Raw genomic sequence first — 26,303 nt, 5'->3', positions numbered from 1 at the left:
CAGGCTGGGCCTTCTGTGGCCCGGCCTGGGCAGACCTGCTTAGCGCGCCACGCCGCGTCCCTCACGAAGACTTGACCTTCGGTCGGGTTGCCCGGCGGCGGCGAACGCCACCATCTTGGCGGCGGACATGGCGGGAGGACGGCGATGCGGCGTGCGGTTCGGGCGATCCTGGTTCTGGTGCTGGCGCTGTGGGCGGCCCCGGCCGCCGCCCAGGGCGTGCAGGCGCCGAGCTGGGAGGCGGTGCGCGAACGGGCGCGCGGCCAGACCGTCTACTTCAACGCCTGGGGCGGCTCGGCCGAGGCCAACGCCTACCTCCAGTGGGTGGCGGACGCGGTCCGCCAGCGCCACGGGATCGACCTGCGCCACGTCAAGGTCACCGACATCGCCGCCACGGTGAGCCGGGTGCTGGCGGAGAGGACGGCGGGGCGGGACGAGGGGGGCTCGGTCGACCTCATGTGGATCAACGGCGAGAACTTCGCCGCCATGAAGGAGAACGGCCTGCTGTTCGGCCCCTTCACCGCCATGCTGCCCCATTTCGCCCTGGTCGACACCGCGACGAAGCCGACGACGGTCGACTTCACCGTGCCGGTGGACGGGCTCGAGGCGCCCTGGGGGATGGCCCGCTTCGTCCTCGTCCACGACACCGCCACCTTGCCCGACCCGCCGCGCAGCGTGCGCTCCCTGCTGGGCTGGGCCACCGCGAACCCCGGCCGCTTCACCTATCCGCAGCCGCCCAACTTCCTCGGCACCACCTTCCTCAAGCAGGTGCTGATCGCGCTGACGCCCGACCCCGCCCTGCTCCGGTCGCCGGCGGTCGATCCCTCCTTCGCCGACGCGACGGCGCCGCTGTGGGCCTATCTCGACGCGCTGCATCCGGTGCTGTGGCGCGGCGGGCGCGTCTTTCCCGCCAGCGGCCCCGACCAGCGGCGCCTGCTCAACGACGGCGAGGTCGACCTGTCCCTGGCCTTCACCGCGCTCGAAGCGGCGAGCGCCATCGAGGCCGGGCTGCTGCCGCCGACGGCGCGCGTGTACGCGCTCGACGGCGGCACCATCGGCAACGCCAGCTTCGTGGCGATTCCCTACAACGCGAACGCCAAGGAGGGGGCGATGGTGGTGGCCGATTTCCTGCTGTCGCCGGAGGCGCAGGCGCGCAAGGCGGATCCCCGCCACTGGGGCTCGGAGACGGTGCTCGACCTGGCGAAGCTGACCCCGGCGGACCGCGCCCTGTTCGAGGCGATTCCCCGCCACGAGGCGGCGCCGGCGCCGGGCGCGCTCGGCCCGTCGCTGGCCGAGCCGCACCCCTCGTGGATGGAGCGGATCGAGCGGGAATGGCAGCGCCGCTACGCCGCGGGCTGAGCGCCGTGACGGGCGCGGTGGCGCTCAGCGCGCAGGGACTCGATGACCGGGCCCAGCACCTGCGCGTGGAAGCGGTCGCAGCCGATGCACAGGTTGCGGTAACTCCGGCCGTCCGGCGTCGTCGTCGCGCAGGCGGCCAGGAAGTCGTCGACCGACCAGCCCGCGGCGAGCCCCATCCGTTCGGGCTGGCCGGCCGACAGCGCCTCGAAGGCGGGATGGCCGGCCAGGCTGTCGAGGATGTCCGTCAATGGCTCCTCCAGCAGCGAGCCGAGCGGCGCGGCGGTCTTCAGGCAGCAGGGATAGACCGCGCCGTTGGGCTCCACCGCCACCTCCGAGCCGGCGAAGCCGTGGCGCAGGAAGCCGAGCCCGCCGGACCAGCGGCTGCAGAAATTGTCGGCGAGCGTCGCCGTCGACAGCCCGTTGTCCCAAGCCCGGCCGCGCGGCCAGATCTTGCCGATCCACTGATCGGGCGTGGCGCCGAAGAAGGAATAGCTGGGCTGCCCGGGATCGCCCTCGGCGGCGCCGCCGGGCACCAGGCCGAGCCGGGCGAACAGGGTGGTCAGCCGGGCGCGCAGCGCCTCCTTGCGCTCGCCCTGCATGCCGACGTGGAAATCGTCCATGCCGGAGACGGAGATGTGCTCGGCGCCGTGGCGCAGCAGGTCGGCGACGATCTCCTCCGTCACCAGGTCGCCGGTGGTCTGCACCACCAGGCGCACGCCGCCCCGGTCGGCGTAGCGTGCGCGCAGGCGGTCGAGCGTCGGGTAGAGCACCCGTTCGCGCACCGGATCGACCAGGACGTCGCCGCCGGCGAGGATGATGCGGCCCCGCCCGACGCGGGGCTCGCCGTGGTCGTCGACGGCGCCGAGGTCGCGGTACAGCATGGAGGGCGGGAGGTGCGCGACGATGCGCGGGGCGTTCTCCTCCGCTTCGCGGACCACGGCCTCCAGCGCGGCCCCCGTGTAGGGGCGGAAGCGGTCCTCGTAGCAGTGCCGGCAGCGGCGATGGCAGGCCCAGCACAGCACGTAATAGATCGATTCCACGGCGCGCTCCCGACGGTGTTTCCCGGGGACAACATGGCGCGGCGGCCGGCCCGGGAAAACCGGGAGCCGCGGAAGGGGCGGTCACTTCGCCGTGAGGGTGCGCGGCCGGAGGGGGCGAGATGAGCGTCGCCCGCGCCGTCCGCCTCGCCGGCGGGGCGGTGCGCCGGGCCGGCGGCGGCGGCGGCTGGCTGGCCCTCTTCCCGGCGCTGACGGTGATCGCCTTCCTGGCGCCGATCCTGGCGGGGCTGCTCGGCACCGTGCTGCCCGCGTTCGGCCTCCTGCCCGCCCTGGGCGGGACCGAGCCCGGGCTGGCGGCCTGGCGCGATCTGCTGGCAGCGCCCGGCCTGGCGGCGTCGGTGCGGCTGACGGTGACCACCGGGGGCGCCGCCACGGCGGCGTCGCTGGCCCTCGCCGTCGCCTTCTGCGCGGCCTGGCACGGCAGCCCGTGGTTCGCGCGGCTGCGGCGCCTGCTGCCGCCGCTGCTGGCGGTGCCGCACGCGGCGTTCGCCATCGGCTTCGCCTTCCTGGTGGCGCCCGCCGGCTGGATTCCCCGCCTGCTGTCGCCGTGGGCGACCGGTTGGCAGCGGCCGCCCGACGTGGCGCTGATCCAGGACCCCTGGGGGCTGGCCCTGACCGTGGCCCTGATCTGCAAGGAGGTGCCGTTCCTCGTCCTGATGATCGTCGCCGCCCTCGGGCAGGTCCGCGCCGACGCGCTGCTGGCGGCGGCGCGGGCGCTCGGCTACGGCCCGGTCACGGCCTGGTTCAAGGTGGTGCTGCCGCCGGTGTACCGGCGGGTGCGACTGGCGGTCCTGGCGGTGCTCGCCTATTCCCTGTCGGCGGTCGAGCCGGCGCTGGTGCTGGCGCCGAGCACGCCGCCGCCGCTGACCCCGCTGGTGCTGCGCTGGTTCGCCGACCCCGACCTGACCCTGCAGTTCCGCGCCGCCGCCGGCGCCGTGCTGCAGCTCGCCCTGGTCGCCGCCGCCATCGCCACGTGGCTGGCGGCGGAGCGGCTGGCGGCGGTGGCGGGCCGCCGCTGGATCGCGGCGGGCGGGCGCGGCGGCGATGGCCGGCTGGTGCGGCGGCTGAGCGGCCTCGTCATGGGGCTGGCGGTGGCGGCGGTGGTGGGGGCGCTCGTCGTGCTGGCGCTGTGGACGGTGGCGTGGAACTGGCGCTTCCCCGACGCCCTGCCGGCGCGCTGGTCGCTGGCGACCCTGGCGGACACGCTGCCGGCGCTGGCGGGGCCGGCGCTGAGCACCTTGGCGGTCGCGGCGGCGGCGACCCTGACGGGGCTGGTGCTGGTGATCGGCTGCCTGGAGAACGAGCGACGCGCCGGCGTGGCGCCGTCGCAGCGGGCGCTGCTGCTGGTTTATCTGCCGCTGCTGGTGCCGGCCGTGGGGTTCCTGTTCGGCATCCAGGTCGGACTGGTGGCCGCCGGCCTGGACGGCACGCTGGCCGCCGTGGTGTGGGCGCACCTGCTGTACGTGCTGCCGTACCTGTTCCTCACCCTGTCGGATCCCTGGCGGGCCTTCGACGAGCGCTACGAGCGGACGGCGCGCGGCCTCGGCGTCCCGGCGCTCGCGGCGTTCGTCCGGGTGCGGCTGGCGATGCTGCTGCGGCCGCTGCTCACCGCCGCCGCCGTCGGCTTCGCGGTCAGCGTCGGCCAGTATCTGCCGACGCTGTTCGCCGGCGGCGGCCGGGTCGCCACCCTGACCACCGAGGCGGTGGCGCTCGCCAGCGGCGGCGACCGTCGGGTGACGGCGCTGTACGCCTTCGCCCAGGGGGCGCTGCCGCTGCTGGCCTTCGTCCTGGCGGTGGCGGTTCCGGCGTGGCGTCACCGCCACCGCCGGGGGATGCGCGGCGCATGACCCTGCGGCTCGATGGCGTGGCGCTGGAGGTGGCGGGGCGGCCCATCGTCGGGCCGCTGTCGCTGGAGGTGCCGCGGGGCGCCGTGGTGACCGTCATGGGGCCGTCGGGCTGCGGCAAGTCGAGCCTGCTGGCCTACGTCTCCGGCAGCCTCGGCCCGGCCTTCCGGGCCCGCGGGCGGGTCCTCCTGGACGGGGCCGACCTCTCCGCGCTGCCGCCGGAGCGGCGGCGCCTCGGCATCCTCTTCCAGGACGACCTGCTGTTTCCCCACCTGTCGGTCGGCGAGAACCTCGCCTTCGGGCTGCCGGCGGCGGTGCGGGGGCGGGCGGCGCGGGCGGCGGCGGTGGAGGGGGCGCTGGCGGAATGCGGGCTGGCCGGCTTCGCCGCCCGCGACCCGGCGACCCTGTCGGGCGGGCAGCGGGCGCGGGTGGCGCTGATGCGCACCCTGCTGTCGGCGCCGCGGGCGCTGCTGCTGGACGAGCCGTTCGGCAAGCTCGACGCCGCCCTGCGCGGGCAGATCCGCGACTTCGTGTTCGCGCACGCCCGCCGGGCCGGCCTGCCGGTCCTGCTGGTCACCCACGACCCGGCGGACGCCGAGGCGGCCGGCGGCGCGGTCGTGGCGCTCGGCCGCGGTACCCCGTGATCGGTGCAACCAAGGCCGCGGATTCCCTGTTGGTGTGGGCGCTTGCGCAACGCACAACAGACGGAGGGCCCCATGTGGTCTCGCAACACGACCCTGCTGTTCGCCGTGGTCTTCGCGGCGGTCGGCATCCTCGGCTTCGTGCCCGGCCTCGTCACCATGCCGATGGGGGGCGAGGACATGGCGCTGGAAGGCATGCACGGCCGCCTGTTCGGCATCTTCCCCGTGAACTGGCTGCACAACCTCGTCCACGTCGCCTTCGGCCTGTGGGCGTTCTTCGCCTATTTCTCCGGCGTCGCGAGTTCCCGCTTCTTCCTGAAGGCGACCGCGGTGATCTATCTCGTGTTCACCGTCATGGGCTTCATCCCCGGCCTCGCGACCGTGTTCGGCCTGGTGCCGCTGTACGGCAACGACATCTGGCTGCACGCGCTGATCGCCATCGTCGCCGGCGGGGTCGGCTTCTTCGTCCACGAGCACGACACGGTGCACGAGGCGCACGGCACACGGATCTGATACGGTTCGCGGATGATCGGTTCGATCATCCGCGAACCGTAAAACCCGGCAGATCAATGCAATAGCATTGATCGAGCGAGGCATACGAATGAAGCCTTCAGGCGGAATTCGTATGATCCGTGTCGCCGATGGGGGGCGGACGCGCGGCCGCCTCCCACCGTGGCATCCCGGTCAGCGCAGCGTGTAGAGGAACGCGGCGATGTCCGCCGCCTCCTCTTCGGGGATGCCCATGTCCGGCATGCCGGTGTCGGGCGCCAGGCCGGGCGGGTCCATGACCCAGCGCACCAGCGTGTCCGGCCGGTTGGGGACGATGCCGGCGATCAGGGCGCGCCGGCCGAACTGTTCGAGCGACGGGCCGACGACGCCGCGGGGGCCGCGCACGCCGGGCACGATGTGGCAGGTCGGGCAGCCGTAGGCGCGGATCAGCGCCGCCCCGCGGTCGGGATCGGCGTCGGCGATCCGCTCCTCCGGCACGCGTTCGGCGCCGCAGGCGATGAGGGCGGGCGGGAGCAGGCAGAACAGGACGGCGGCGGCGCGCGACACCGGGCGGGCCTCCTCGGGCGGCGGCGGGGCATCCGGGAAACGCCGGCCGGCGCCGCCGGGTTCCCGCCGAGCGGCATCGCCCGGTCTGCGCCAGGTTTGCACCCCCTCGCTCAGACGAAGCGCACCGGCCGTTCCCAGACGATGAGCACGAGACAGCCCTCGGGGCTCGACACCGTGTGCTCGCTGCCCGGCGGGTTGACGACGAGGGTGCCGGCGGCGTAGCGGCCGCGGGCGTCCTCCTGGCTGCCCTCCAGGACGAGGATGTGCTCGTAGCCGTCGTGGGCGTGGCGTGGCGCCGAGGCGCCGGGCTCGTAGCGCAGGAAGGCGGCGGCGGGGCCGTCGGCCCCGGTGCGGTAGAGCCAGCTCACGGCGATGCCCTCGCGGAACGGCTCCCACACCAGGGGCGGCAGGTCGCCGCCGCCGCTGGGCAGGCCGGCGAGGACCAGCGGCGTGGCGCCCGCGAAGAGACCGCCGGCATGATCTCCGCTCATCGGACGGCCTCCGGCTGCAGGGCGGCGAGGATGGCTGCGGTGGGGGCGGTCCAGCCGACGATGGCGCCCTGGGCGCGGATCATCGCCAGGGTCGCCTCCTTGAAGGCGGGGAAGTAGCTCTCGGTGGCGTCCTCGGCCAGCAGGCAGACGTAGCCGCGGTCGTTGGCCTCGCGCATGGTCGTCTGCACGCAGACCTCGGTGGTGACGCCGGCGAACACCAGATGGGTGACGCCGAGCCCGTCGAGCACCGCCTGCAGCCCGGTGGCGTGGAAGGCGCCCTTGCCCGGCTTGTCGATGACGGTCTCGCCGGGCAGCGGCGCCAGCTCCGGCACGATCGCCGCCCCCGGCTCGCCCGCCACCAGGATGCGGCCCATCGGGCCGGGATCGCCGATGCGCAGGCCCGGATGCCCGCGTTCGCGCTTGGCCGGCGGGCAGTCGGACAGGTCGGGGCGGTGCGCCTCGCGGGTGTGGACGACCGGCAGACCGCGGGCGCGGAAGCCGTCGAGCAGGGCGCGGGCCGGCGCCACCGCCGGCGCGAGCCGGGAGACGTCGTTGCCGAGCGTCTCGCCGAACCCGCCGGGCTCCAGGAAGTCGCGCTGCATGTCGATGACGACCAGCGCCGTGCGCTGCAGGGGCAGGGCGACGTCGAACGGCCGGGCGGCGACGATGGGCATGGGATCTCCTCTGTGCGGCTCAGTGCCCGGCCATGCGGCGGCCGATCGCGGTGAGGTCGGCGTCGCCGGCGGCGGTCTCGTGGACGACGGTGCCCTGGAACATCACCACCAGCCGGTCCGCCAGCTCCAGCAGCTCGTCCAAGTCCTCGCTGACCAGCAGCACCGCGGCGCCGCGGTTGCGCGCCTCGACGATCTGGGCGTGGATGTCGGCGACGGCCGCGAAATCCAGGCCGAACACCGGGTTGGCGGCGACCAGCACGTCCACCGTCCCCGACAGCTCGCGCGCCAGCACGGCGCGCTGCACGTTGCCGCCGGACAGGGTGGCGATCGGCGCGTCGGGCGACGTGGTCTTGACCCGGTAACGGGCGATCAGCTCGCCGGCCGCCCGACGGATCTCGCCGCGGCGGAGCCACCAGCCGCCGGCCGCGAAGGGCGGCCGGTCGAAGCTGCGGAAGGCCATGTTCTCGGCGACGCTCATGCCGGGCACGCAGGCCGAGCGCAGCGGCTCCTCCGGCAGGCAGAAGACGCGGTGGCGGGTCATCTCCCGGCGGGTGGCGAAATAGGGCTCGCCATGGACGCGCACGGCGCCGGCGGCGGCGGCCCGCTGGCCGGCCAGCACCTGCACCAGCTCCACCTGGCCGTTGCCCGACACGCCGGCGACGCCGACGATCTCGCCGCCGCGCACCCGCAGGTCGAGGCCGCGGACCGCCGGCATCCCGCCATCGTCGTCGGCCCACAGGCCGGCGATCTCCAGCCGCACGGTGTCCCGCGCGGTGGCCGCCCGGGCCGCCGGGGCGGCCACCGCGTCGCTGCCCACCATCAGCCGGGCGAGGCTGTCGGGGGTGTGGCCGGCCACCGGGCCGGAACCGACCAGCCGGCCGCGGCGCAGCACCGACACCTCGTCGGCGAAGGCCATCACCTCGCGGAACTTGTGGGTGATGATCAGCACGGTGAGGCGGCCGTCCAGCGCCATGGTGCGGATCAGCCCGAGGATCTCGTCGGCCTCCGCCGGGGTCAGCACCGAGGTCGGCTCGTCGAGGATGAGGAAGCGCGCCTTGAGGTAGAGCTGCTTGACGATCTCCGCCTTCTGCTTGTCGCCGGCGGCCAGGGTGGCGACCGGCGCGTCGATCGGCACGCGGAACGGCATGGTCTCCATGAAGGCGGCGAGCGCCCGCCGCTCCCCGGCCCAGTCGATGACCGCGGGGACGTCGGCGCGGGCCATCACCAGGTTCTCCAGCACCGTCATCCGCGGCACCAGGGTGAAGTGCTGGTAGACCATGCCGAGGCCGTGGCGCTGGGCGGTGCGCGGGCTGTCGACGCCGACCTCGCGGTCGCCGACGACGACGCTGCCGGCGTCCGCCCGGTGGAAGCCCATGATGCACTTGACCAGCGTGCTCTTGCCCGCGCCGTTCTCGCCGAGCAGAGCGTGCACCGTGCCCGGCCGCACCCGCACGGTGACGTCGTCGAGCGCGGTGAAGCCGCCGAAGCGCTTGGTCATGGCGATGGCCTCGAGGCCGGGCGCCGTGACCTCGGGCGGAGCGACGCGGGTCATCTCGTTCATGGCAGGTGCTCCACCAGCGCCGCGGAGTCGCTGACCGAGCCGAAGACCCCGCCCTGCATCGTCACCATCTTGATGGCGGCGGCGTGGTTGCCGGGATCGGTGGCGCCGCAGCAGTCCTCCAGGATCACGCACTCGAAGCCGCGGTCGTTGGCCTCGCGCATGGTGGTGTGGACGCAGACGTCGGTGGTGATCCCCGTCAGCACGAGGTTGCGGATGCCTCTGACGTTGAGGATCAGCTCCAGGTCGGTGGCGCAGAAGCTGCCCTTGCCGGGCTTGTCGATGACCGGCTCGCCGGGCAGCGGGGCGAGCTCGGGGATGATCTCCCAGCCCGGCTCGCCGCGCACCAGGATCTTGCCGCACGGGCCGGGGTCGCCGATGCCGGCGCCGATGCGCTGGGAGCGCCAGCGCTTGTTGGCCGGCAGGTCCGACAGGTCGGGACGGTGCCCCTCGCGGGTGTGGAGGACGTGGTAGCCCTTGGCCCGCATGGCCGCGAGCACGCGGCGGATCGGCTCGATGGGGGCGCGGGTCAGCTCCAGATCGTAGCCCATGCAGTCGACGTAGCCGCCCTTGCCGCAGAAGTCGGTCTGCATGTCGATGACGATCAGCGCCGTGTTCTCCGGCCGCAGGTCGCCGTTGTAGGGCCAGGGGTAGGGGGCGGCGGGGATGAAGCGCTCGATCATGCCGGGAACTCCCTGTCTCGTCGTTGCTCGTGCGGGTCAGCGGGAGACGCTCAGCTCCGCCGGCGCGCCGGCGAGGCGGTGGCGCGACGACGAGGTCGCGACCATGATGGCGAGCGTCAGGATGTAGGGGGCGGCGTTGAACAGATAGTAGCCCTCGGTGATGCCGACCGACTGCAGCGCCGGCCCGAGCGCGCTGGCGCCGCCGAACAGCAGCGAGGCGTAGAAGCACAGCATCGGGTCCCAGCGGGCGAAGATGACCAGCGCCACCGCGGTGATGCCCTGGCCGCTGGACAGCCCCTCGTTCCAGCTTCCGGGGTAGTAGAGCGACAGGAACGAGCCGCCGACCCCGGCCAGGAAGCCGCCGGCGGCGGTCGCCGCCAGGCGCACGGCGTTGACCGGGTAGCCCATGGCCCGCGCCGCCTCGGCGCTCTCGCCGACGATGCGCACCACCATGCCCCAGCGCGTGCAGCGCAGGGCCCAGACCAGGGCGGGCGCCAGCGCCAGCCCCACCAGGAACAGGGCGTTGATGCGCAGGGCCGACTGCACCTGCGGCACGTCGCTCCACCAGCCGAGCGCGATCGCCGGAAGCTGCGGCGCCTGCGGCTGGATGAACGGCTTGCCGAGGAAGAAGGCGAGGCCGGTGCCCAGCAGCATCAGGGCGATGCCGACGGCGATGTCGTTGACCCGCTCCAACGAGCACAGCGCGGCGTGCAGCGCGCCGAAGGCGGTGCCGGCCAGCCCGGCGACCAGCACGCCGGCCCACGGACTGCCGCTGGCGTAGGCGACGGCGTAGCCGCTCATGGCGCCCATCACCAGGGTGCCTTCGAGGCCGAGATTGATGCGCCCGCTCTTCTCGGTCAGGCATTCGCCGAGGCTGACGAACAGGAACGGGGTCGACACGCGGATGGCGCCGGCCAGCACCGCCAGCGGCACCCCCCACCATCCCAGGGCGGCGTCCTCCATGGCTCAGGCCTCCTGTGCGCGCCGCGCGGCGACGGCGGGGCGGGGCAGGGACAGGCGTCCCTGCAGGGATTCGCTGGCGAGCAGGGTGACGAAGATGATGCCCTGCAGCACCAGGACGGCGGCGTCGGGCAGGTCGAGGCGGCGCTGCAGCAGGCCGCCGCTGGCGCCGATGCCGCCGAACAGCACGGCGACCGGGATCACGGCCAGCGGATTCTGGCGGGCGAGGAAGGCGACGAGGATGCCGGTGAAGCCGTAGCCGGCGACCATGGCGGCGTTGGCCCGCCCATGCACGGCGGCCACCTCGACCACGCCGGCGAGCCCCGCCGCGGCGCCGCCGAGCGCGCAGGTGACCACCAGCAGCACCCCCACCGGCAGGCCGGCCATGCGCGCCGCCCGCGGGTTGCCGCCGACCATCCGGGCGGCGAAGCCGAAGGTCGTGCGCGCCATCAGCACCCAGGCGGCCACGGCGAACAGCACACCCAGCGCCAGCCCCCAGTGGACGTCCATGCCGGGCATGGCGCCGATCAGGTAGGGGTCGGGGATCGGCGGCGTGGAGGGCTTGTTGAGGCTGGCGGGGTCGCGCATCGGCCCCTCCACCATGTGGTTCAGCACGGCGACGGCGATGTAGGTGAGCAGCAGGGAGGAGATGGTCTCGTTGACGCCGCGGGCGTGGCGCAGCGCCCCGGCGAGGCCGATCAGCGCCGCCCCGGTGGCCATGCCGGCCAGCCCCATGGCGCCCCAGACCAGCGGCGCCGGCAGGCCGTCGAGCGCCAGCGCCGTCGCCACCGCCGCCAGCCCACCCAGCACCAGCGCCCCTTCGCCGCCGATGACGACGAGGCCGAGTTGGGCCGGCAGCGCCGTGCACAGCGCCGTCAGCACCAGCGGCGCGGCGCGGGTCAGGGTGTTCTGCCACGAGAACCAGGAGCCGAAGGCCCCCTTGTACATCAGCGCGTAGGTCGTCAGCGGGTCGACGCCGACGGCGGCCACGAACAGCCCGAACAGCACCATCGCCGCGGCGAGCGCGATCACGGGCGGAAGAAGGCGGTCGAGGGACATGGCGGGATCCTTCGCGGGAGAGTGCAGGCCCGGCCCCCCCTCCCGACCTCCCCCCACTTCGCGGGGGGAGGAGAGAAGCCCTCCCCCGCGTCAGTGGGGGAGGGTTGGGTGGGGGACCGATGCGACGACGTCGCCGCCACCGCCTCACCCCACGCTGCCGACCACCCCTTCCACCAGGTAGTTCATGGATTCCAGGGCGATGTCGGTCTGCCCCTGGGCGGTGCCGGAGGCGATCACCGTGTTGCCCTTGTTGTCCTTGATCGGCCCCTTGTAGATCACGAAGTCGCCGGCCATGAACTTGGCCTTGACGTCGTCGGCGTGGGCGCGCGCCTTGTCCGGAGCGGCCGGGCCGTAGGCCGAGGTCTTCACGATTCCCTCCTTGAGGCCGCCGCGCACCAGGTTGGGCACCGTCTTGCCCGCCTGCACCAGGCCCACGTAGTCGGTGTAGACCTTGGCCCAGTTCCACTCCGCCCCGGTCAGGTAGCCCTTCGGCGCCAGCGCCGCCTGGCTGGCGTGGTAGCCGGTGCAGAAGATGCCGCGGCGTTCGGCCGTCTCCACCACCACCTTGGGGCTGTCGACGTGGCAGGTGACGACGTCGACCCCCTGGTCGATCAGGCTGTTGGTGGCCTCGGCCTCCTTGACCGGCATGGACCAGTCGCCGGTGAAGATCACCGCCGTCGTCACCGCCGGGTCGACCGAGCGGGCGCCCAGCGTGAAGGAGTTGATGTTGCGCAGCACCTGCGGGATCGGCTTGGCGGCGACGAAGCCCAGCTTCTTCGATTTGGACGCGTAGGCGGCGACGATGCCCGAGAGATACTGCGCCTCGTCGATGTAGCCGAAATAGCTGCCGACGTTGGCCGGGTGCTTGCCCGCCGTCCACAGGCCGCCGCAATGGAGGAACGTCAGGTCGGGATGCTTCTTCGCCTCCTTCAGCACGTGCGGGTCGAAATAGCCGAAGGAGGTGGGAAAGAGCAGGGTGGCGCCGTCGAGCTCGATCATGCTCTCCATGGACTTCTCGACGTCGACCGTCTCGGGGACGTTCTCCTCCTCCAGCACGGTCACGCCGGCGAGCGTCTTGACCGCCGCGGCGCCCTCGGCGTGGGCTTGGTTGTAGCCGAAGTCGTCGCGCGGGCCGACATAGACGAAGCCGACCACGAGGTCCTTGGCCCGTGCCGCTTTCCAGGGCAGGCCCGCGCCGAGGAGCCCGAGGGCGCCGGCTGCCCCCGCGCTGTGCAGGATGGTGCGGCGGGAAAGGCGGTGCTGGTCGGCCATGGATCCGGTCCCCCTCTGGAATGTGTCGGTGGCGCGCCTCGCCGGCGCGTCGCCTCGCCGTGTACACAATCAGCAAACCGTGTGCCAAGCCGTAGCTGTTTGCGTAATTATTTGATTTTGGTCAATAAATGTTGGGAGAACCGTTTCCGAAGGCGCGTTTCCACCGACGTCGATGATCAAATTTTAATCGCGCCGTTCGCGTGTGCACAAACATTGGACGTTTGTATGCATGTTTCACCCCGCCCGCCTCCGTGTGGCGTCGCCCAGCCGTTGATTTCCGCCGCTTGCGCGTCTGGCCGTGCGGACTGGAACGATGTATGCATGGGGCTGGGCACGACGAGGCGGCAGGACGAGGCGGGAGCGATGCGCGACACGGCGCCGAAAGGGCGGAACGGGCGGATGCGGGCCGCCGGGCGCGCGACCGAGGTGCGCGCCCGGGGGACGCTGGTCGACGACCTGGTGCAGCGGCTGGCGGACGACATCGTCGACGGCCGGCTGCTGCCGGGCGCGCGCCTCGAGGAGCAGGATCTGGCGGCCCGCTTCCGGGTGTCGCGGACGCCGGTGCGCGAGGCGCTGCGGCTGCTGGTGGCGACCGGGCTGGTGGAGCACCAGCCCAACCGGGGCGCCGCCGTCGCCGCGATCGGCGAGGAGCGCCTCTACGAGATGTTCGAGGTCATGGCCGAGCTGGAGGCCGTGACCGCCCGCCTCGCCGCCGAACGGATGACGCCGCGCGAGCGCATGGATCTGGAGACGCTGCACCGCGACTCCGCGGCGTACGTGCGCTCCGGCGACCGCGAGGGGTACGAGGGCGTCAACCGCCGCTTCCACGCCGCCCTCTATCGCGGCGCCCACAACGGCGAGCTGGAGGAGACGGTGCTGGCGGCGCGCCGCCGGGTGGCGCCGTTCCGCCGCGCCTCCTTCCTGATGCTGGGCCGTCTCGCGAAGTCCTGGGCGGAGCACGACGAGGTCGTGCGCGCCATCCTGTGCGGCGACGGCGACGGCGCCGCGCGGGCCATGCGGGCGCACGTGCAGATCGTCAGCGTCGCCTCGGCCGAGGTGGTCGTCACCCGCGCCGCCGCCCCGTCCCCCGAAACCACACACCGAACCGCCGACGAAGAGGAACGCCATGGGCTTCTCGAATCGCGACAGCCTTGACATCGCCAGCCTGCGGGCCCGTTACCTCGCCGGCGGGACGACGCCGCGCGAGGTCGCCGAATCCGTGCTGAACCGCATCGCCGGCCACGGCGACGACGCGGTGTGGATCGCCCGGGAGTCCGAGGTCGCGGTGCTCACCGCCGCGGAGGCGCTGGCCGCCCGCTCGCCCGCCGAGCTGCCGCTCTACGGCATCCCCTTCGCGGTCAAGGACAACATCGACGTCGCCGGCCTGGACACCACGGCCGCCTGCCCGGATTTCGCCTACCTGCCCCGCGAGACGGCGGTCGTGGTGCAGCGCCTGACGGCGGCCGGGGCCCTGTTCGTCGGCAAGACCAACCTCGACCAGTTCGCCACCGGGCTGGTCGGCGTGCGCTCGCCCTTCGGCGCCGTGCGCAACACCTTCGACCCGGCGTACGTGTCGGGCGGCTCGTCCTCCGGCTCGGCGGCGGCGGTGGCGGCCGGGCTGGTCAGCTTCGCGCTCGGCACCGACACCGCGGGATCCGGCCGGGTGCCGGCCGCCTTCAACAACCTGGTCGGGCTGAAGCCGACCTGCGGCCTGTTCAGCGCCCGCGGCGTGGTCCCCGCCTGCCGCTCGCTCGACTGCGTCAGCGTCTTCGCCCTGACGGTGGCCGACGCGGCGGCGGTGGGCGCCGTCGCCGCCGGCTTCGACCCGCACGACCCCTTCTCCCGCCCCGAGGCCGACCGCGCCGACCTCACGCCGGCCCGGCCGGCGCCGTTCCGCTTCGCCATGCCGCTGCCCGACCAGCTGCAGTTCTTCGGCAACCCGCACACGCCGCGCCTCTTCGTCGAGGCGGTCGACCACCTGAAGGCGCTGGGCGGCACCCCGGTCGCCGTCGACTTCGCCCCCTTCCTGGAGGCGGCGCGGCTGCTCTACGACGGGCCGTGGGTGGCCGAGCGCACGGCGGCGATCGGCGACTTCCTGGCGGCCCACCCCGGGGTCGGGCATCCGGTGGTCCGCGCCATCGTCGAGGGCGGCCGGTCGCGCTCGGCGGTGGAGGCGTTCCGCGCCGTCTACCGCCTGCGCGAGCTGGCCCGCGCCACCCAGCCGGTGTGGCGCAAGGCCGACGTGCTGCTGACGCCGACGGCCGGGACCATCTACACCATCGCCGAGGTGGAAGCCGACCCGATCCGCCTCAACAGCAATCTCGGGACCTACACCAACTTCATGAACCTGCTGGACCTGTGCGGCGTGGCGGTGCCGTCCGGCTTCCAGCCCGACGGTCTGCCCTTCGGCGTGACCCTGGCGGCGCCGGCGTTCGAGGAGGCCCGGGTGCTGGGCATCGCCGCCGCGCTGCACGAGGCGGCGGCGCTGCCGCTGGGCGCCACCGGGGCGCCGCTGCCGCCGGCCGCACCGGCCGCCGAGCCGGTGCCGCGGCGCGGCCACGTGCGGGTCGCCGTGGTCGGCGCCCACATGGCCGGCCTGCCCCTCAACCACGAGCTGACGGAGCGCGGCGGCCGGCTGTTCCGGCACACGCGGACGGCGCCTCTCTACCGGCTGTACGCGCTGCCGGGGCGGCGGCCGGCCCGGCCCGGGATGGTGCGCGTCGGCGAGGGCGGTGCCGCCGTCGCCGTCGAGGTCTGGGAAATGCCGGTCGGCGGCTTCGGCGAGCTGGTGGCCGGAGTCCCGGCGCCGCTCGGCATCGGCACCATGGAGCTGGAGGACGGCAGCCGGGTGCAGGGCTTCCTCTGCGAGGCCTACGCCGCGGCGGAGGCGGAGGACATCACGGACTACGGCGGCTGGCGCGCCTGGCTCGCCCGGTGACGCCGGCTCCCGGCGCACCCCCGGAGGATCGGAACGCCCCGCGCAGCCGGCCGGCCAGCGCGTCGATGTGGGCCGGCCCGGTGCCGCAGCAGCCGCCCAGCACCCGCAGCCCGAAGCGGGCGTGCAGGTCGAGCATGGCCGCGGCGAAATCCTCCGGCGGCTCGCTGTCGAGGCGGTCGAGGGCGACCAGTTCCTCCGGCGGCAGGCGGGAGCCGTTGGCCTTCAGGCCGCGCACCCGGCCGGACGTGGCCGCCGTGAGGGCGGCGGCGCCCAGCGAGGTGTGCACGCAGCTCAGCGCGTAGTAGAGCGGGCGGGGCGAGACCCGCGCGTCGACCGTCCGGACGAGGGTGTCGAGGGGCGTGCCGTCGAGCAGGGTGCCGTCGCCGCGCACCACGACGCTCAGCGCGTAGGGCAGGCCGGTGGCGGCCATGGCGCGGGCGGCGCCGACGCTCTCCGGGGCGGCCGGGAAGGCGGGGGCGAACAGCAGGTCGACGCCGGCCGCGGCCAGCGCCTCGGCCTGGGTGCGGTGGTAGGCGGCGGCGACGTCCTCGGCGGCCCCCTCCGCGGGCCGGTAGGCGTCGCCGCGCGGGCCGATGACCCCGGCGATGAAGACCTTCCCGGCATAGGCGCCGAGGGTGGCGCGCAGCGCCTGCAGCAGGGCCGCGCAGGCCGTGTTGACCCGGCGCACGCCGTCGGGCAGGGGCAGGCCGGCGGCGGCGATCCGGTCGGGATGGGCGCGGAAGGTCGGCGTGCCGACGATCATCGGCACGCCGTGGCGCCGCCCCACCTCGAGATAGTCGGCGTAGAGCCGTTCCATCGCGGCGCCGCCCTCGCCGCCCGCCAGCACCAGCCCGGCGACCTCGAGCTGGGGGTGCAGGGGAAGGGCGGTCTCGTAGAGGATGCGGGTCTCGATCCCGCCGTCCGTGAGGATGAACGGTTCCGCCGCCAAGGCCTCGGCAAATCGCGCCATGCTCTCCGTCCTCGCCGCGTCGTCCCAGGGGATTCGGACGGCCACTGCACCACCGCCGCCGACCGCGGTCAACCTTATGGCGGAGCGCCCCTTTCCGTTGACAAAAGGGGGGTAGGCAAGTGCAATGGCGACGACGACGGTAACGCCGTGCGGATGCCGACCGTGCGCCGCGCGATCGACAACGGTGAGGGGCTCCATGAAGAAACGAATCGCTCTCGGCGTCATCGGCGCCGCGATCGCCGCCACGCTGGCCGGTGCCGCTTCGGCGCAGGACAAGAAGCCGGTCAACATCTACATCTGGAACGACTATCTCGGCGAGACGACGCTCGACGACTTCACCAAGGCGACGGGCTACCCGACGAACGTCGACCTCTACGACAGCCTGGAACTGCTGGAGCAGAAGGTGCTGGTGGGGCGCTCCGGCTACGACGTGATCGTGCCGACGGTGCAGCCCACGGGCTCGCGCATGATCCAGGCCGGCGTGCTCGCCCCGCTCGACAAGTCGAAGCTGTCCAACTACGGCAACGTCGACCCCAAGGTGCTGAAGCAGCTCGAGAGCGCCGATCCCGGCAACAAGTACCTCGTGCCCTATCTCGGCGGCACCGTCGGCATCGGCATCCTGCCGGAGAAGATCAAGGCGCTGATGCCCGACGCGCCGCTCGACAGCTGGGACCTGATCTTCAAGCCGGAGGTGGCGAAGAAGCTGGCGCCGTGCGGCATCACCCTGCTCGATTCGGCGATCGACGTCATCCCCACCGTGCTGGCCTATCTCGGCATCGACCCGAATTCCGAGAAGAAGGAGGACCACGACCGGGCCGAGGCGCTGCTGACGTCGGTGCGCCCCTACATCAAGCAGTTCGTCACCGGGCAGAACATCAACCTGCTTGCCGGCGGCGACGCCTGCGTGGTGATGGCCTACTCCGGCGACGTGCTGCAGGCGCAGACCCGCGCCGAGGAGGCCGGCAGCGGCGTCAAGGTGGAGTACGTCATTCCCAAGGAAGGCGCGCAGGCGTGGTGGGACGCGCTGGGCATCCCGGCCGACGCCCCCAACAAGGACGGCGCCCACGCGCTGATCGACTTCGTGCTGAAGCCGGAGGCGATGGTCGGCATCACCAACTACGTCATGTACGGCAACGCCGTGCCGGCGACGCTCGCGTCGCTGGACGAGTCGGTGAAGACCAACCCGGCCATCTTCCCGCGCGAGGAGCAGAAGGAGAAGCTGTTCTCGCTGAAGTCCGTGAAGACTCCGGTCGAGCGCATGCGCACGCGTCTGTGGACCAAGGTGAAGACCGGCCAGTAAGCGGGGGAGCCCGCCGCTTTCCCGGACCACGCCCCGGTTCTCCCCAGCGGTCCGCCGCCGGGCGAGGCCGGGGTGTCGCGTTCCTTGTCCGTCCCGTCTAGCGAGGGAAATGCCGGGCATGGCCCAGCCGATCCGCAAGCCGACCCGCCTGGAGCCGTGGCAGGATTCCGAGGCGGTCCCCTACATCCGCATCGAGCGGGTGACCAAGAGGTTCGGCGACTTCGTCGCCGTCGACGACGTCTCCCTGAACATCTACCGCGGCGAGTTCTTCGCCCTGCTGGGCGGCTCCGGCTCCGGCAAGACCACCCTGCTGCGCATGCTGGCCGGATTCGAGACGCCCAGCGAGGGGCGCATCGCCATCGACGGCGTCGACATGGCCGGCATCCCGCCCTACGAGCGGCCGGTCAACATGATGTTCCAGTCCTACGCCCTGTTCCCGCACATGAGCGTGGAGCAGAACGTGGCCTTCGGGCTGAAGCAGGACGGCGTGCCGCGCGACGAGATCCGCGAGCGGGTGGCGGCGATGCTCGACCTGGTCCAGCTCGGCCGCTTCGCCAAGCGCCGCCCGCACCAGCTCTCGGGCGGCCAGCGCCAGCGCGTCGCGCTCGCCCGCTCGCTGGTCAAGCGGCCCAAGCTGCTGCTGCTGGACGAGCCGCTGGGGGCGCTCGACCGCCGCCTGCGCGAGCAGACGCAGTTCGAGCTGGTGAACATCCAGGAGAAGCTCGGCGTCACCTTCGTGGTCGTCACGCACGACCAGGAGGAGGCGATGACCATGTCCACCCGCATCGCCGTGATGAACCAGGGCTACATCACCCAGGTCGGCACGCCGACGGAGATCTACGAGTATCCCAACTCCAAGTTCGTCGCCGAGTTCATCGGCTCGGTCAACATGTTCGAGGGCCGGGTGATCGAGGACGAGCCCGACCACGTGCTGGTGCGCTCCGAGACGGCGGGCTGCGACCTCTACATCAGCCACGGCGTGCCGGCGCCGCTCGGCACCCAGGTGTGGGTCGCCGTGCGCCCGGAGAAGATCATGCTGTCCAAGGAGCCGCCGGCCGACGCCGCGGCGGACGGGCGCAACGTGACCACCGGCACGGTGCGCGAGATCGCCTATCTCGGCGACATGTCGATCTACCTGATCGAGTTGAGGAGCGGCACCACGGTGCGGGTGACCATGCCCAACGTCACCCGGCGCACCGAGCTGCCGATCACCTGGGACGACCAAGTGTACCTGAGCTGGCGCCCCTTCGCCGGCGTCGTGCTGACCCAGTGAGCGGAGGACGGGCATGAGCCGTCAGGGTTTCGTTCCCCTCGGCGACCGCATGAGCGAGGGCACGCCCCCCGCCGTGATGGACGGTCCCTACGGGCTGCTGGACGCGCTGAAGCGGGGCCTGCGGCGGCTCGGCCTGACGGGGCGGGCGCTGGTGCTGGCGGTGCCCTACCTGTGGCTGCTGCTGTTCTTCCTGATCCCCTTCCTGATCGTCTTCCGCATCAGCTTCTCCGAGGCGGTGATCGCCCAACCGCCCTACTCGGGCCTGTTCGAGTGGCTGGAGAACCCGGATTTCGGCGAGCTGAAGCTGCAGATCACGCTGAGCCTCACCAGCTACATGCGGCTCATCACCGACGACCTCTACGTCGTGGCGTACCTGTCGTCGATGAAGATGGCGGCCGTGTCGACGCTGCTGTGCCTGGCGATCGGCTACCCCATGGCCTACGCCATCGCCCGGGCGCGCCCGTCCTTGCGCGGGCCGCTGATGATGCTGGTGGTGCTGCCCTTCTGGACGTCGTTCCTGATCCGCGTGTACGCCTGGATCGGCATCCTCAAGGCCAACGGCATCATCACCGGCGTCCTGTCGTCGCTCGGGCTGGTGGGCGAGAACTTCGAGATCCTGTACAGCGAGACCGCCGTCTACATCGGCATCACCTACACCTATCTGCCCTTCATGATCCTGCCGCTGTACGCGACCCTGGAGAAGATGGACCTCACCCTCCTGGAGGCGGCGGCCGACCTCGGCTGCCGGCCGTGGAAGGCGTTCCTCACCGTCACCCTGCCGCTGTCCCTGCCGGGCATCGTCGCCGGCTCGCTCCTGGTGTTCATCCCGGCGGTCGGCGAGTTCGTCATCCCCGAGCTGCTGGGCGGGCCGGACACGCTGATGATCGGCCGCGTGCTGTGGAACGAGTTCTTCGCCAACCGCGACTGGCCGGTGGCCTCGGGGGTGGCGATCGCCCTGCTGCTGTTCCTGGTGGTGCCGATCATGGTGTTCCAGTACGTGCAGGGACGCCAGCAGGAGGCGGAGGCGCGGCGATGAAACGGTTCGGCTTCCTGTCGTGGGCGCTGTGGTTCGGCTACGCCTTCCTCTACGTGCCGATCGCCCTGCTCGTCATCTACTCCTTCAACGACAGCCGGCTGGTGACCATCTGGGGCGGCTTCTCCACCCGCTGGTACGGCGAGCTGCTGCGCGACGAGCAGCTCCTCGAGGCGGCCGGGCTGTCGCTGCAGATCGCCGCCACCTCGGCCAGCATCGCCGTCGTGCTGGGGACCATGGCCGGGCTGGCGATGGCCCGCTTCGGCCGCTTCCGCGGCCGCACCATGTTCGGCGGCATGATCACGGCCCCCCTGGTGATGCCCGAGGTGATCACCGGCCTGTCCCTGCTGCTGCTGTTCGTCGCCATGGAGCAGCTCGTCGGCTGGCCGGGCGGGCGCGGCGTCACCACCATCACCATCGCCCACACCACCTTCACCATGGCCTACGTGGCGGTGATCGTGCAGTCGCGCCTGGTCAGCCTGGACGAGAGCCTGGAGGAGGCGGCGATGGACCTGGGGGCGCGGCCGGCCAAGGTGTTCTTCGTCATCACCCTGCCGATCATCTCGCCGGCCATCGTGTCGGGCTGGCTGCTCGCCTTCACCCTGTCGCTCGACGACCTGGTGATCGCCAGCTTCGTCTCCGGACCCGGCTCGACCACCCTGCCGATGGTGATCTTCTCCAGCGTCAAGTTCGGCGTCAGCCCGAAGATCAACGCGCTGGCGACCATCATCGTGCTGGTCGTCGCCACCGGCATCTTCGTCGCCAGCCTGTGGATGGCCCGGCAGGAAAAGCAGAGGCGGCGCGACGAGCAAATGGCGCTGCAGGGCGGCTGAAATCGCCCGATCCGGTCCGGACGGTCATGCGTGCCCCGCATGGCCGTCCGGCGTCGCCTGGAACATTGCGTTCGGGACTGCTATTCTTCACGCATCGTCAACTGCGAACGAGGCGTGCCGTGCACACCGTCCTTTGGTTTCCGATGATCCGTCTGGGTTTTGCCAACCCCTTTGCCAATCTTTTCGCGCTCCGCCGCCGCCGCGACCGCCGTCCGGCCGCCGCGCCTTAAGGTTTTCCCCTCCCGGGGGCAGGCCTGCCTCCGCCATCCCCACCGTTGCCAAACCGTCGCCCGCCTGTTTAGGGTTTCGCGCAGACGGAACGGTGCGCCCGAACCACAAGCACAAGCGCGGCGCCGAACGGGGAGAGGCAGACCATGACGACACCCGCCGCAGACGGTTTCTACATGCCCGGCGAGTGGGAGCCCCATGCCCGCTGCTGGATGGCCTGGCCCTGCCGGACCGAGACCTGGCCGGCGCTGGCCGCCGACGGCAGCGGCGAGGGGATCGAGGCGGCCCGCCTCGCCTACGCCGAGGTCGCCAAGGCGATCGCCCGATTCGAGCCGGTGACCATGATCTGCGACCCCGACGACGTGCCGGAGGCCTCGCTGGCCTGCGGCGGCAGCGGGGTGCAGATCCTGCCCATGCCGATCTCCGATTCGTGGATCCGCGACACCGGCCCCAGCTTCCTCGTCGACGGCAAGGGGCGGGCCGCCGGCGTCCACTGGCGTTTCAACGCCTGGGGCGGCAACTACGCCGATTGCGCCAAGGACCAGGACATCGGCCGGCTGGTCCTGGAGCACCAGAAGCTGCCGCGCTACGCCGCCCCCCTGGTGATGGAGGGCGGCGCCTTCCATGTCGACGGCGAGGGCACGCTGCTGACCACCGAGCAGTGCCTGCTCAACCCCAACCGCAACCCGAACCTGTCGCGCGGCGAGATCGAGACCCTGCTGAAGGACCATCTCAGCGTCTCCAGCGTGGTCTGGCTGGGCGAAGGCTACCAGGACGACGAGACCGACGGGCACGTCGACGAGATCGCCCTGTTCGTCAAGCCGGGCGTCGTCATGGCCGTCGTCACCGACGATCCGGCCGATCCCAATTTCCGCATCTTCCAGGACAACCTGGACCGCCTGAAGAAGGCGCGCGACGCCCAGGGGCGGGAGCTGGAGATCATCCCGGTCCGCCAGCCGCCGCGGCGCGACCGCGACGGGGTGCGCCTGACCCTGTCCTACACCAACCTCTACATCGCCAACGGCGGCATCGTCATGCCGGCCTTCGAGGACGCCGCCGACGACGAGGCCTACCGCACCGTGCGCAAGGCCTTCCCCGACCGCGAGGTGATCCAGATCCCGGCGCTCGACATCGTCCGCGGCGGCGGCGGCATCCACTGCATAACGCAGCAGCAGCCGACGGCCTGACGACGCTCGGACGGACACCGCGACCCGCACCCAGCCGAGGACGCCGCATGCCTCCCCGCCTCCGCCCCCCTCGCCCCACACCCGGATGAGCGACGATCCGCTGACCCGGCTGCGTGCGGCGGTCGACCACCACCAGGCCGGACGACTGAGCGAGGCGGAGCCCCGGTACGCCGCTCTGGCGGCGGACTTCCCCGGCTTTGCGGATGCGCTTCACCTGTACGGCGTTCTCTGCGCGCAGACCGGCCGCAACGCCCGCGCCGTGGAGCTGATCGGCAGCGCCATTGCCCGCAACGGCAACGTCGCCGCCTATCACGCCAACTTCGCACGGGCGCTGCGCGCCGAGGGGCGGCTGCCGGAGGCGGCCGACAGCCTGCGCCGTGCCATTGCCCTTCAGCCGGCGGCGGACGCCTTCTTCAGCTTGGGCAACGTGCTGAAGCAGGCCGGGCAGACCGCCGAGGCCGCGGAGCGGTACCGGGACGCGCTGGCCCTGAAGCCCGATTTCGTCGAAGCCCGCATCAACGCGGCCGCCGCGCTCGATGCGCTCGGGCGCCGGAACGAGGCGCTGGCGCACCTGCGCCTCGCGTTGGCCAGCGCGCCGGCCAACCCCACGGTGCTGTTCAACCTCGCCCGCACGGAACAGGCGTTCGGAGCCCGGGACCGAGCCGCCGCCGGCTACCGCCGCGCCCTGCGCGCGGCACCCGGATTCGAGGAGGCGGCCGGGAATCTCGGCGCGGCTCTGCTCGACGCCGGCCGCCCCGCCGCCGCGTCGGCGGTTCTGCGCCGTCTCGTCGCACTGACGCCGGACCGGCCGGACCGGTTGCTGCCTCTCGCCACCGCGCTGGCCGACGCCGGCTCCTGCGAGGCGGCGCTGACCGCCTTCCGCCGCCTGATGGCGCTGACGCCGGAAGACCCCACCCCGTGGCAGCGCTCGGCCGAAACGCTGGAGGCCGCCGGCCGGCTCGCCGACGTCGCGGCCGTCCTCGTCGAGGTGGGCCGCCTCGGCCGGCGCGGCCGGTTCCATTGGAAGACCGCCTACTATCATCTGGTGCGCCTGTGCAACACGCTGCTGGCCGCCGGGCGCTCCGACCGTGTGGCGGCGCTGCTGCCGGCGGTCATCGAGGCGTGGCGCGGCGTGGATTCCGAGCTGCAGGCCTGGGCGATGTTCCTGCACGGTTCGCTGGCCGTACGGCGGGGCGACCTCGGGACGGCGCGCGACGCCTTCGCGGCGGCGCAGCCGTACCTGCCGTTCCTGGTCCACGTGCCTCTGGGCGACGCGTTCGCCGGTCGCGTCGAGGCCCTGCCGGCCGCGGTGGCGGCGGAGTCGGAGGCGGCCTTCGTGGCGGAGGCCGTCGTCCAACCCGGCACCGCGCCGGTGGTGGTCGCGGCCTGCGATGCCGGCTACCTCCGCCGCTTCGCCCCGCTGTACCTGTCGACGCTGGAACGGTTCGCCGCTTCGGGACAGGTGGTCCATCTGCACGTGATCGATCCGGCGCCCGACACGCCGGCGGTCATCGCCACGCTGACCGCCGGCCTGCGCCGCTGCCGCCTGGGCTGGAGCCACGAGGCGGCGCCGGCCGGGCTGGGTGCCGGAGCGCGGACCACCTACTACACCTTCGCCCGGTTCCTGCGGCTGGGCGAGCTGGCCGCCCGCTATCGCGCGCCGCTGCTGGTCACCGACATCGACGCCTGCATCCTCGCCGACCCGGCGGCCTTCACGGCGCCGCTCACCGGGGACCGCCCGCTGGCCTTGCAGCATTTTCCCGGCAATCTGGCGCGGCTGTACGACGGCGTCGGCGGCGGCCTGGTGGCGCTGCTGCCGGAGCCGCCGGTGCTGGCCCTGTTCGATCGCGTCCGGCGCTTCCTTCTGTCGTGGACGGCGGAGCGGACGCTGTTCTACTTCCTCGACCAGATCGCCCTGGTGGCGGGGCTCGACGACGCGGTCCGCCGCGGCGTGGCCCCGGGCATCCTGTCGGTCCGTGCGGAGGGCCGTCTGTTCCTCTGCGGGGACGGCCGGTTCGTGCAGATCCTCGACGAAAAGAACCGGCCGGACTACGACCGGACCGTGCGGACGCTCGTCGACGCCCTGGGGACCGCGGGGCCGTCCGCCGAACCGCATGCCGAGCGCGAGCGCATCCTGCGCGCCTTGGGGATCGCCGGCTGAACCGCGGGCCGGACCGGTGAGGTCAGCGCCGGTCCGCCGCCAGCGGCGGCAGCACCGCCAGGGTGACGCTGCCGGCCACCGCGATCACCGCGGTGACCGCGGCCAGCGGCACCAGGCCCAGCGTGATGAAGGGGGCCGCCGCCGCGGTGCCGAGGGCGCTCACGGCGAGGATCGCCAGCATCACCAGCGCCGCGCCGCGGGCATCGTCGCCGCGGGCGGCCACCACCGCCTGGTGGAAGCCCGGCGGGCCGCTGATGCCGAGCCCGACGTTGAGCGGGATCGACAGCACCGCCAGCAGGCGCGGCGTGTCGCCGCCGGCGAGCGCGTAGAGCAGGAGGCCGCCCGCCCCGGCGCTGGCGACCGTCGTGCCGAGCCGGATCATCCGCTCCGCCCCGAACCGCGCGGCGAGCCGGCCGGACAGGTTGGCGAACAGCATGAAGAAGGCGATGCCGACGATCTGCATCAGGATGAAGTCGTCGAGGGTCCCTTCCAGGGAGCCGACGATCACCGCCGGCGCGCCGAACACGAAGACCAGCAGGGCGCCCAGCACGCAGGCCTGGCGCAGCGCGTAGCGCAGGAACACCGCGTCGCCCAGCAGCGCGCCGTAGCCGCCCGCGCCCGGCGTCCGGGCGGCGCCGGCGGGCAGCCGGCCGCGCAGGACCAGCACCGCGACCGCGGCCGCCAGCGCCAGTGCGGCCAGGCCGGCGAACGTCCCCTGCCAGCCGAACCAGCGCACCAGCCAGACGCCGGCGACCGGCGCGAAGGCCGGGGTCAACGCCTCGACGCTGCCGAGCAGGCCGAGCGCCCCGACCGCCCGGGCATCGCCGTAGAGCCGCCGGATCATGCCCGGCGCGAACACCGCGGCGGCCGCGCCGGCGGCTCCCTGGACGACCCGCAGGGCGATCAACGCCTCCATCGACGGGACCGCCGTCGCCAGGGCCGAGGTGACGGCATAGAGCAGCAGCGATCCGGCGAGCAGCGACCGCTGGTCGTGGCGTGCCCCCAGCTCGCCGAACGCCAGCAGGCCCAGCGCGGTGCCGGCGACGAACGCGGCGAGCACGAGCTGGGCCTGCGCCGGACTGCCGTCCAGCACCGCCGGCAGGTCGGGCACCGCCGGCAGCACGAGGTCGACTCCGGCGATGCCGAGGATGGTGCCGCTGACGATCAGGGCGAATCCCGGTGCCGTCCGTGTCCGGCCGGACGCGGTGGGGGAGAGGAGTGGCTCGGTCATGGCGGATGCGGTCCCTGTCGCGGCGGACCGCATACATCCTACATCGGAATGGTTCTGGCAAGAGTGTGCACGACCCTGCCGAAGGCCTGAGCGGCCTCCCGCCGCGGTGCCTCCGCCGCCGCGGCGGTGTTCGCGCCGGCGCCGCGGAGCCCGGCGGGGAACCCGTCGACTCACACAGTGAGGGACGTCGACTGGTCGACCGGGGCCGCGCCGGTACGCGCCGTCCTGATCGTGGCGTTCAGCACCAACGGGGTGGCTTGGCCGGCGATGCCGCGGATGAGCTGGACCACCTTCGATCCGCGTGGTCCCGAGCCCTGTTCACGTGCCGGATTTCGCCGTTTCGTCCGCGACGACGGCGGTGATCTCGTCGGCGCAGGCGCCGCAGGGCTCCACCTTGAAATGGTCGTAGACGGCGTCGGCGTCGGACAGGCCCTTCTCGGCGACGGCTTTGCGGATCGTCTTCTCCGTGAGGTCGTAGCATTGGCAGAGGGACATCG

At 72.8% G+C, this 26,303-nt stretch carries 24 protein-coding genes; 12 read left to right on the top strand and 12 right to left on the bottom strand.

Annotation, left to right across the window (positions count from 1 at the left end; genetic code table 11):
- Positions 1–144: 144 nt before the first annotated feature.
- On the top strand, positions 145–1,356 hold the full coding sequence (locus ACSBPG_RS11590) for an ABC transporter substrate-binding protein (protein ID WP_435537317.1): 1,212 nt from the start codon (positions 145–147) through the stop codon (positions 1,354–1,356).
- On the opposite strand, the gene ACSBPG_RS11585 is transcribed toward ACSBPG_RS11590, so the two are convergent.
- Entirely contained in the window at positions 1,341–2,396 is a 1,056-nt protein-coding gene (locus ACSBPG_RS11585) for an SPASM domain-containing protein (protein ID WP_435537316.1), read from the bottom strand. The genes ACSBPG_RS11590 and ACSBPG_RS11585 overlap by 16 nt on opposite strands.
- A gap of 119 nt (positions 2,397–2,515) precedes the next feature.
- Here ACSBPG_RS11585 and ACSBPG_RS11580 point away from each other — a divergent pair, with 119 nt between their 5' ends.
- The 3 genes from ACSBPG_RS11580 to ACSBPG_RS11570 all read left to right on the top strand — a co-directional run bounded on the left by ACSBPG_RS11580 (position 2,516) and on the right by ACSBPG_RS11570 (position 5,412).
- Entirely contained in the window at positions 2,516–4,261 is a 1,746-nt protein-coding gene (locus ACSBPG_RS11580) for an ABC transporter permease (protein ID WP_435537315.1), read from the top strand.
- Positions 4,258–4,902: an ATP-binding cassette domain-containing protein gene (locus ACSBPG_RS11575; protein ID WP_435537314.1), complete on the top strand. Its 645-nt coding sequence runs from the start codon at positions 4,258–4,260 to the stop codon at positions 4,900–4,902. The genes ACSBPG_RS11580 and ACSBPG_RS11575 overlap by 4 nt, the downstream gene beginning before the upstream one ends.
- Before the next feature lie 72 nt (positions 4,903–4,974).
- Entirely contained in the window at positions 4,975–5,412 is a 438-nt protein-coding gene (locus tag ACSBPG_RS11570; RefSeq protein ID WP_435537313.1) for a DUF4383 domain-containing protein, read from the top strand.
- A 171-nt stretch (positions 5,413–5,583) separates the two neighbouring features.
- Here the strand turns inward: ACSBPG_RS11570 and ACSBPG_RS11565 are convergent, their stop codons facing one another.
- The 8 genes from ACSBPG_RS11565 to ACSBPG_RS11530 form a co-directional block, all read right to left on the bottom strand.
- Complete coding sequence (locus ACSBPG_RS11565; RefSeq protein WP_435537312.1) at positions 5,584–5,955, bottom strand: c-type cytochrome; 372 nt, start codon at positions 5,953–5,955, stop codon at positions 5,584–5,586.
- A 110-nt stretch (positions 5,956–6,065) separates the two neighbouring features.
- Complete coding sequence (locus ACSBPG_RS11560) at positions 6,066–6,446, bottom strand: cupin domain-containing protein (RefSeq protein ID WP_435537311.1); 381 nt, start codon at positions 6,444–6,446, stop codon at positions 6,066–6,068.
- Positions 6,443–7,120: a cysteine hydrolase family protein gene (locus tag ACSBPG_RS11555; protein WP_435537310.1), complete on the bottom strand. Its 678-nt coding sequence runs from the start codon at positions 7,118–7,120 to the stop codon at positions 6,443–6,445. Before ACSBPG_RS11555 ends, ACSBPG_RS11560 begins: the two co-directional genes overlap by 4 nt.
- A gap of 19 nt (positions 7,121–7,139) precedes the next feature.
- Positions 7,140–8,681 carry an ABC transporter ATP-binding protein gene (locus ACSBPG_RS11550; protein ID WP_435537309.1) on the bottom strand — a complete coding sequence of 514 codons (1,542 nt, stop codon included), beginning with the start codon at positions 8,679–8,681 and terminating at the stop codon, positions 7,140–7,142.
- Entirely contained in the window at positions 8,678–9,361 is a 684-nt protein-coding gene (gene biuH / locus ACSBPG_RS11545) for a biuret amidohydrolase (protein WP_435537308.1), read from the bottom strand. Before biuH ends, ACSBPG_RS11550 begins: the two co-directional genes overlap by 4 nt.
- 36 nt (positions 9,362–9,397) lie before the next feature.
- Positions 9,398–10,324 (bottom strand): ABC transporter permease, encoded by a 927-nt coding sequence (locus ACSBPG_RS11540; RefSeq protein ID WP_435537307.1) that lies wholly within the window; start codon positions 10,322–10,324, stop codon positions 9,398–9,400.
- 3 nt (positions 10,325–10,327) lie between these two features.
- Entirely contained in the window at positions 10,328–11,380 is a 1,053-nt protein-coding gene (locus ACSBPG_RS11535; protein ID WP_435537306.1) for an ABC transporter permease, read from the bottom strand.
- 144 nt (positions 11,381–11,524) lie between these two features.
- Entirely contained in the window at positions 11,525–12,652 is a 1,128-nt protein-coding gene (locus tag ACSBPG_RS11530; RefSeq protein ID WP_435537305.1) for a BMP family ABC transporter substrate-binding protein, read from the bottom strand.
- A 321-nt stretch (positions 12,653–12,973) separates the two neighbouring features.
- On the opposite strand from ACSBPG_RS11530, the gene ACSBPG_RS11525 reads away from it, so the two are divergent.
- Both ACSBPG_RS11525 and atzF read left to right on the top strand, forming a co-directional pair.
- The gene (locus tag ACSBPG_RS11525; protein WP_435537304.1) at positions 12,974–13,807 is read left to right on the top strand and encodes a GntR family transcriptional regulator; all 834 of its coding nucleotides are present in this window, start codon (positions 12,974–12,976) and stop codon (positions 13,805–13,807) included.
- Positions 13,779–15,590, top strand: a complete 1,812-nt coding sequence (atzF, locus tag ACSBPG_RS11520) for an allophanate hydrolase (protein ID WP_435537303.1) — start codon at positions 13,779–13,781, stop codon at positions 15,588–15,590. Before ACSBPG_RS11525 ends, atzF begins: the two co-directional genes overlap by 29 nt.
- On the opposite strand, the gene ACSBPG_RS11515 is transcribed toward atzF, so the two are convergent.
- Complete coding sequence (locus ACSBPG_RS11515) at positions 15,550–16,560, bottom strand: homocysteine S-methyltransferase family protein (protein ID WP_435537302.1); 1,011 nt, start codon at positions 16,558–16,560, stop codon at positions 15,550–15,552. The two genes, atzF and ACSBPG_RS11515, sit on opposite strands and share 41 nt — an antisense overlap.
- A gap of 196 nt (positions 16,561–16,756) precedes the next feature.
- Between ACSBPG_RS11515 and ACSBPG_RS11510 the strand changes: the two genes are divergently transcribed.
- The 6 genes from ACSBPG_RS11510 to ACSBPG_RS11485 all read left to right on the top strand — a co-directional run bounded on the left by ACSBPG_RS11510 (position 16,757) and on the right by ACSBPG_RS11485 (position 24,575).
- The gene (locus ACSBPG_RS11510) at positions 16,757–17,860 is read left to right on the top strand and encodes a polyamine ABC transporter substrate-binding protein (RefSeq protein ID WP_435537301.1); all 1,104 of its coding nucleotides are present in this window, start codon (positions 16,757–16,759) and stop codon (positions 17,858–17,860) included.
- 118 nt (positions 17,861–17,978) lie between these two features.
- Positions 17,979–19,133 carry an ABC transporter ATP-binding protein gene (locus ACSBPG_RS11505; protein ID WP_435537300.1) on the top strand — a complete coding sequence of 385 codons (1,155 nt, stop codon included), beginning with the start codon at positions 17,979–17,981 and terminating at the stop codon, positions 19,131–19,133.
- 76 nt (positions 19,134–19,209) lie between these two features.
- The gene (locus ACSBPG_RS11500) at positions 19,210–20,169 is read left to right on the top strand and encodes an ABC transporter permease subunit (RefSeq protein WP_435537447.1); all 960 of its coding nucleotides are present in this window, start codon (positions 19,210–19,212) and stop codon (positions 20,167–20,169) included.
- Complete coding sequence (locus ACSBPG_RS11495) at positions 20,166–20,999, top strand: ABC transporter permease subunit (RefSeq protein WP_435537299.1); 834 nt, start codon at positions 20,166–20,168, stop codon at positions 20,997–20,999. The genes ACSBPG_RS11500 and ACSBPG_RS11495 overlap by 4 nt, the downstream gene beginning before the upstream one ends.
- 374 nt (positions 21,000–21,373) lie before the next feature.
- Positions 21,374–22,414 (top strand): agmatine deiminase family protein, encoded by a 1,041-nt coding sequence (locus tag ACSBPG_RS11490; RefSeq protein ID WP_435537298.1) that lies wholly within the window; start codon positions 21,374–21,376, stop codon positions 22,412–22,414.
- Between the two features lie 85 nt (positions 22,415–22,499).
- Complete coding sequence (locus tag ACSBPG_RS11485) at positions 22,500–24,575, top strand: tetratricopeptide repeat protein (protein WP_435537297.1); 2,076 nt, start codon at positions 22,500–22,502, stop codon at positions 24,573–24,575.
- Positions 24,576–24,597: 22 nt separating this feature from the next.
- Here ACSBPG_RS11485 and ACSBPG_RS11480 read toward each other — a convergent pair whose 3' ends face one another.
- The gene (locus tag ACSBPG_RS11480; protein ID WP_435537296.1) at positions 24,598–25,980 is read right to left on the bottom strand and encodes an MFS transporter; all 1,383 of its coding nucleotides are present in this window, start codon (positions 25,978–25,980) and stop codon (positions 24,598–24,600) included.
- A gap of 144 nt (positions 25,981–26,124) precedes the next feature.
- Positions 26,125–26,301 carry a (2Fe-2S)-binding protein gene (locus ACSBPG_RS11475; protein ID WP_435537295.1) on the bottom strand — a complete coding sequence of 59 codons (177 nt, stop codon included), beginning with the start codon at positions 26,299–26,301 and terminating at the stop codon, positions 26,125–26,127.
- Positions 26,302–26,303: the final 2 nt, after the last annotated feature.

It is taken from the genome of Azospirillum sp. ST 5-10 (assembly GCF_051225715.1).
Classification (GTDB): domain Bacteria; phylum Pseudomonadota; class Alphaproteobacteria; order Azospirillales; family Azospirillaceae; genus Azospirillum.
The sequence above is the reverse complement of the archived record's forward strand: the minus strand, read 5'-3'. Positions and strand labels throughout refer to the sequence as shown.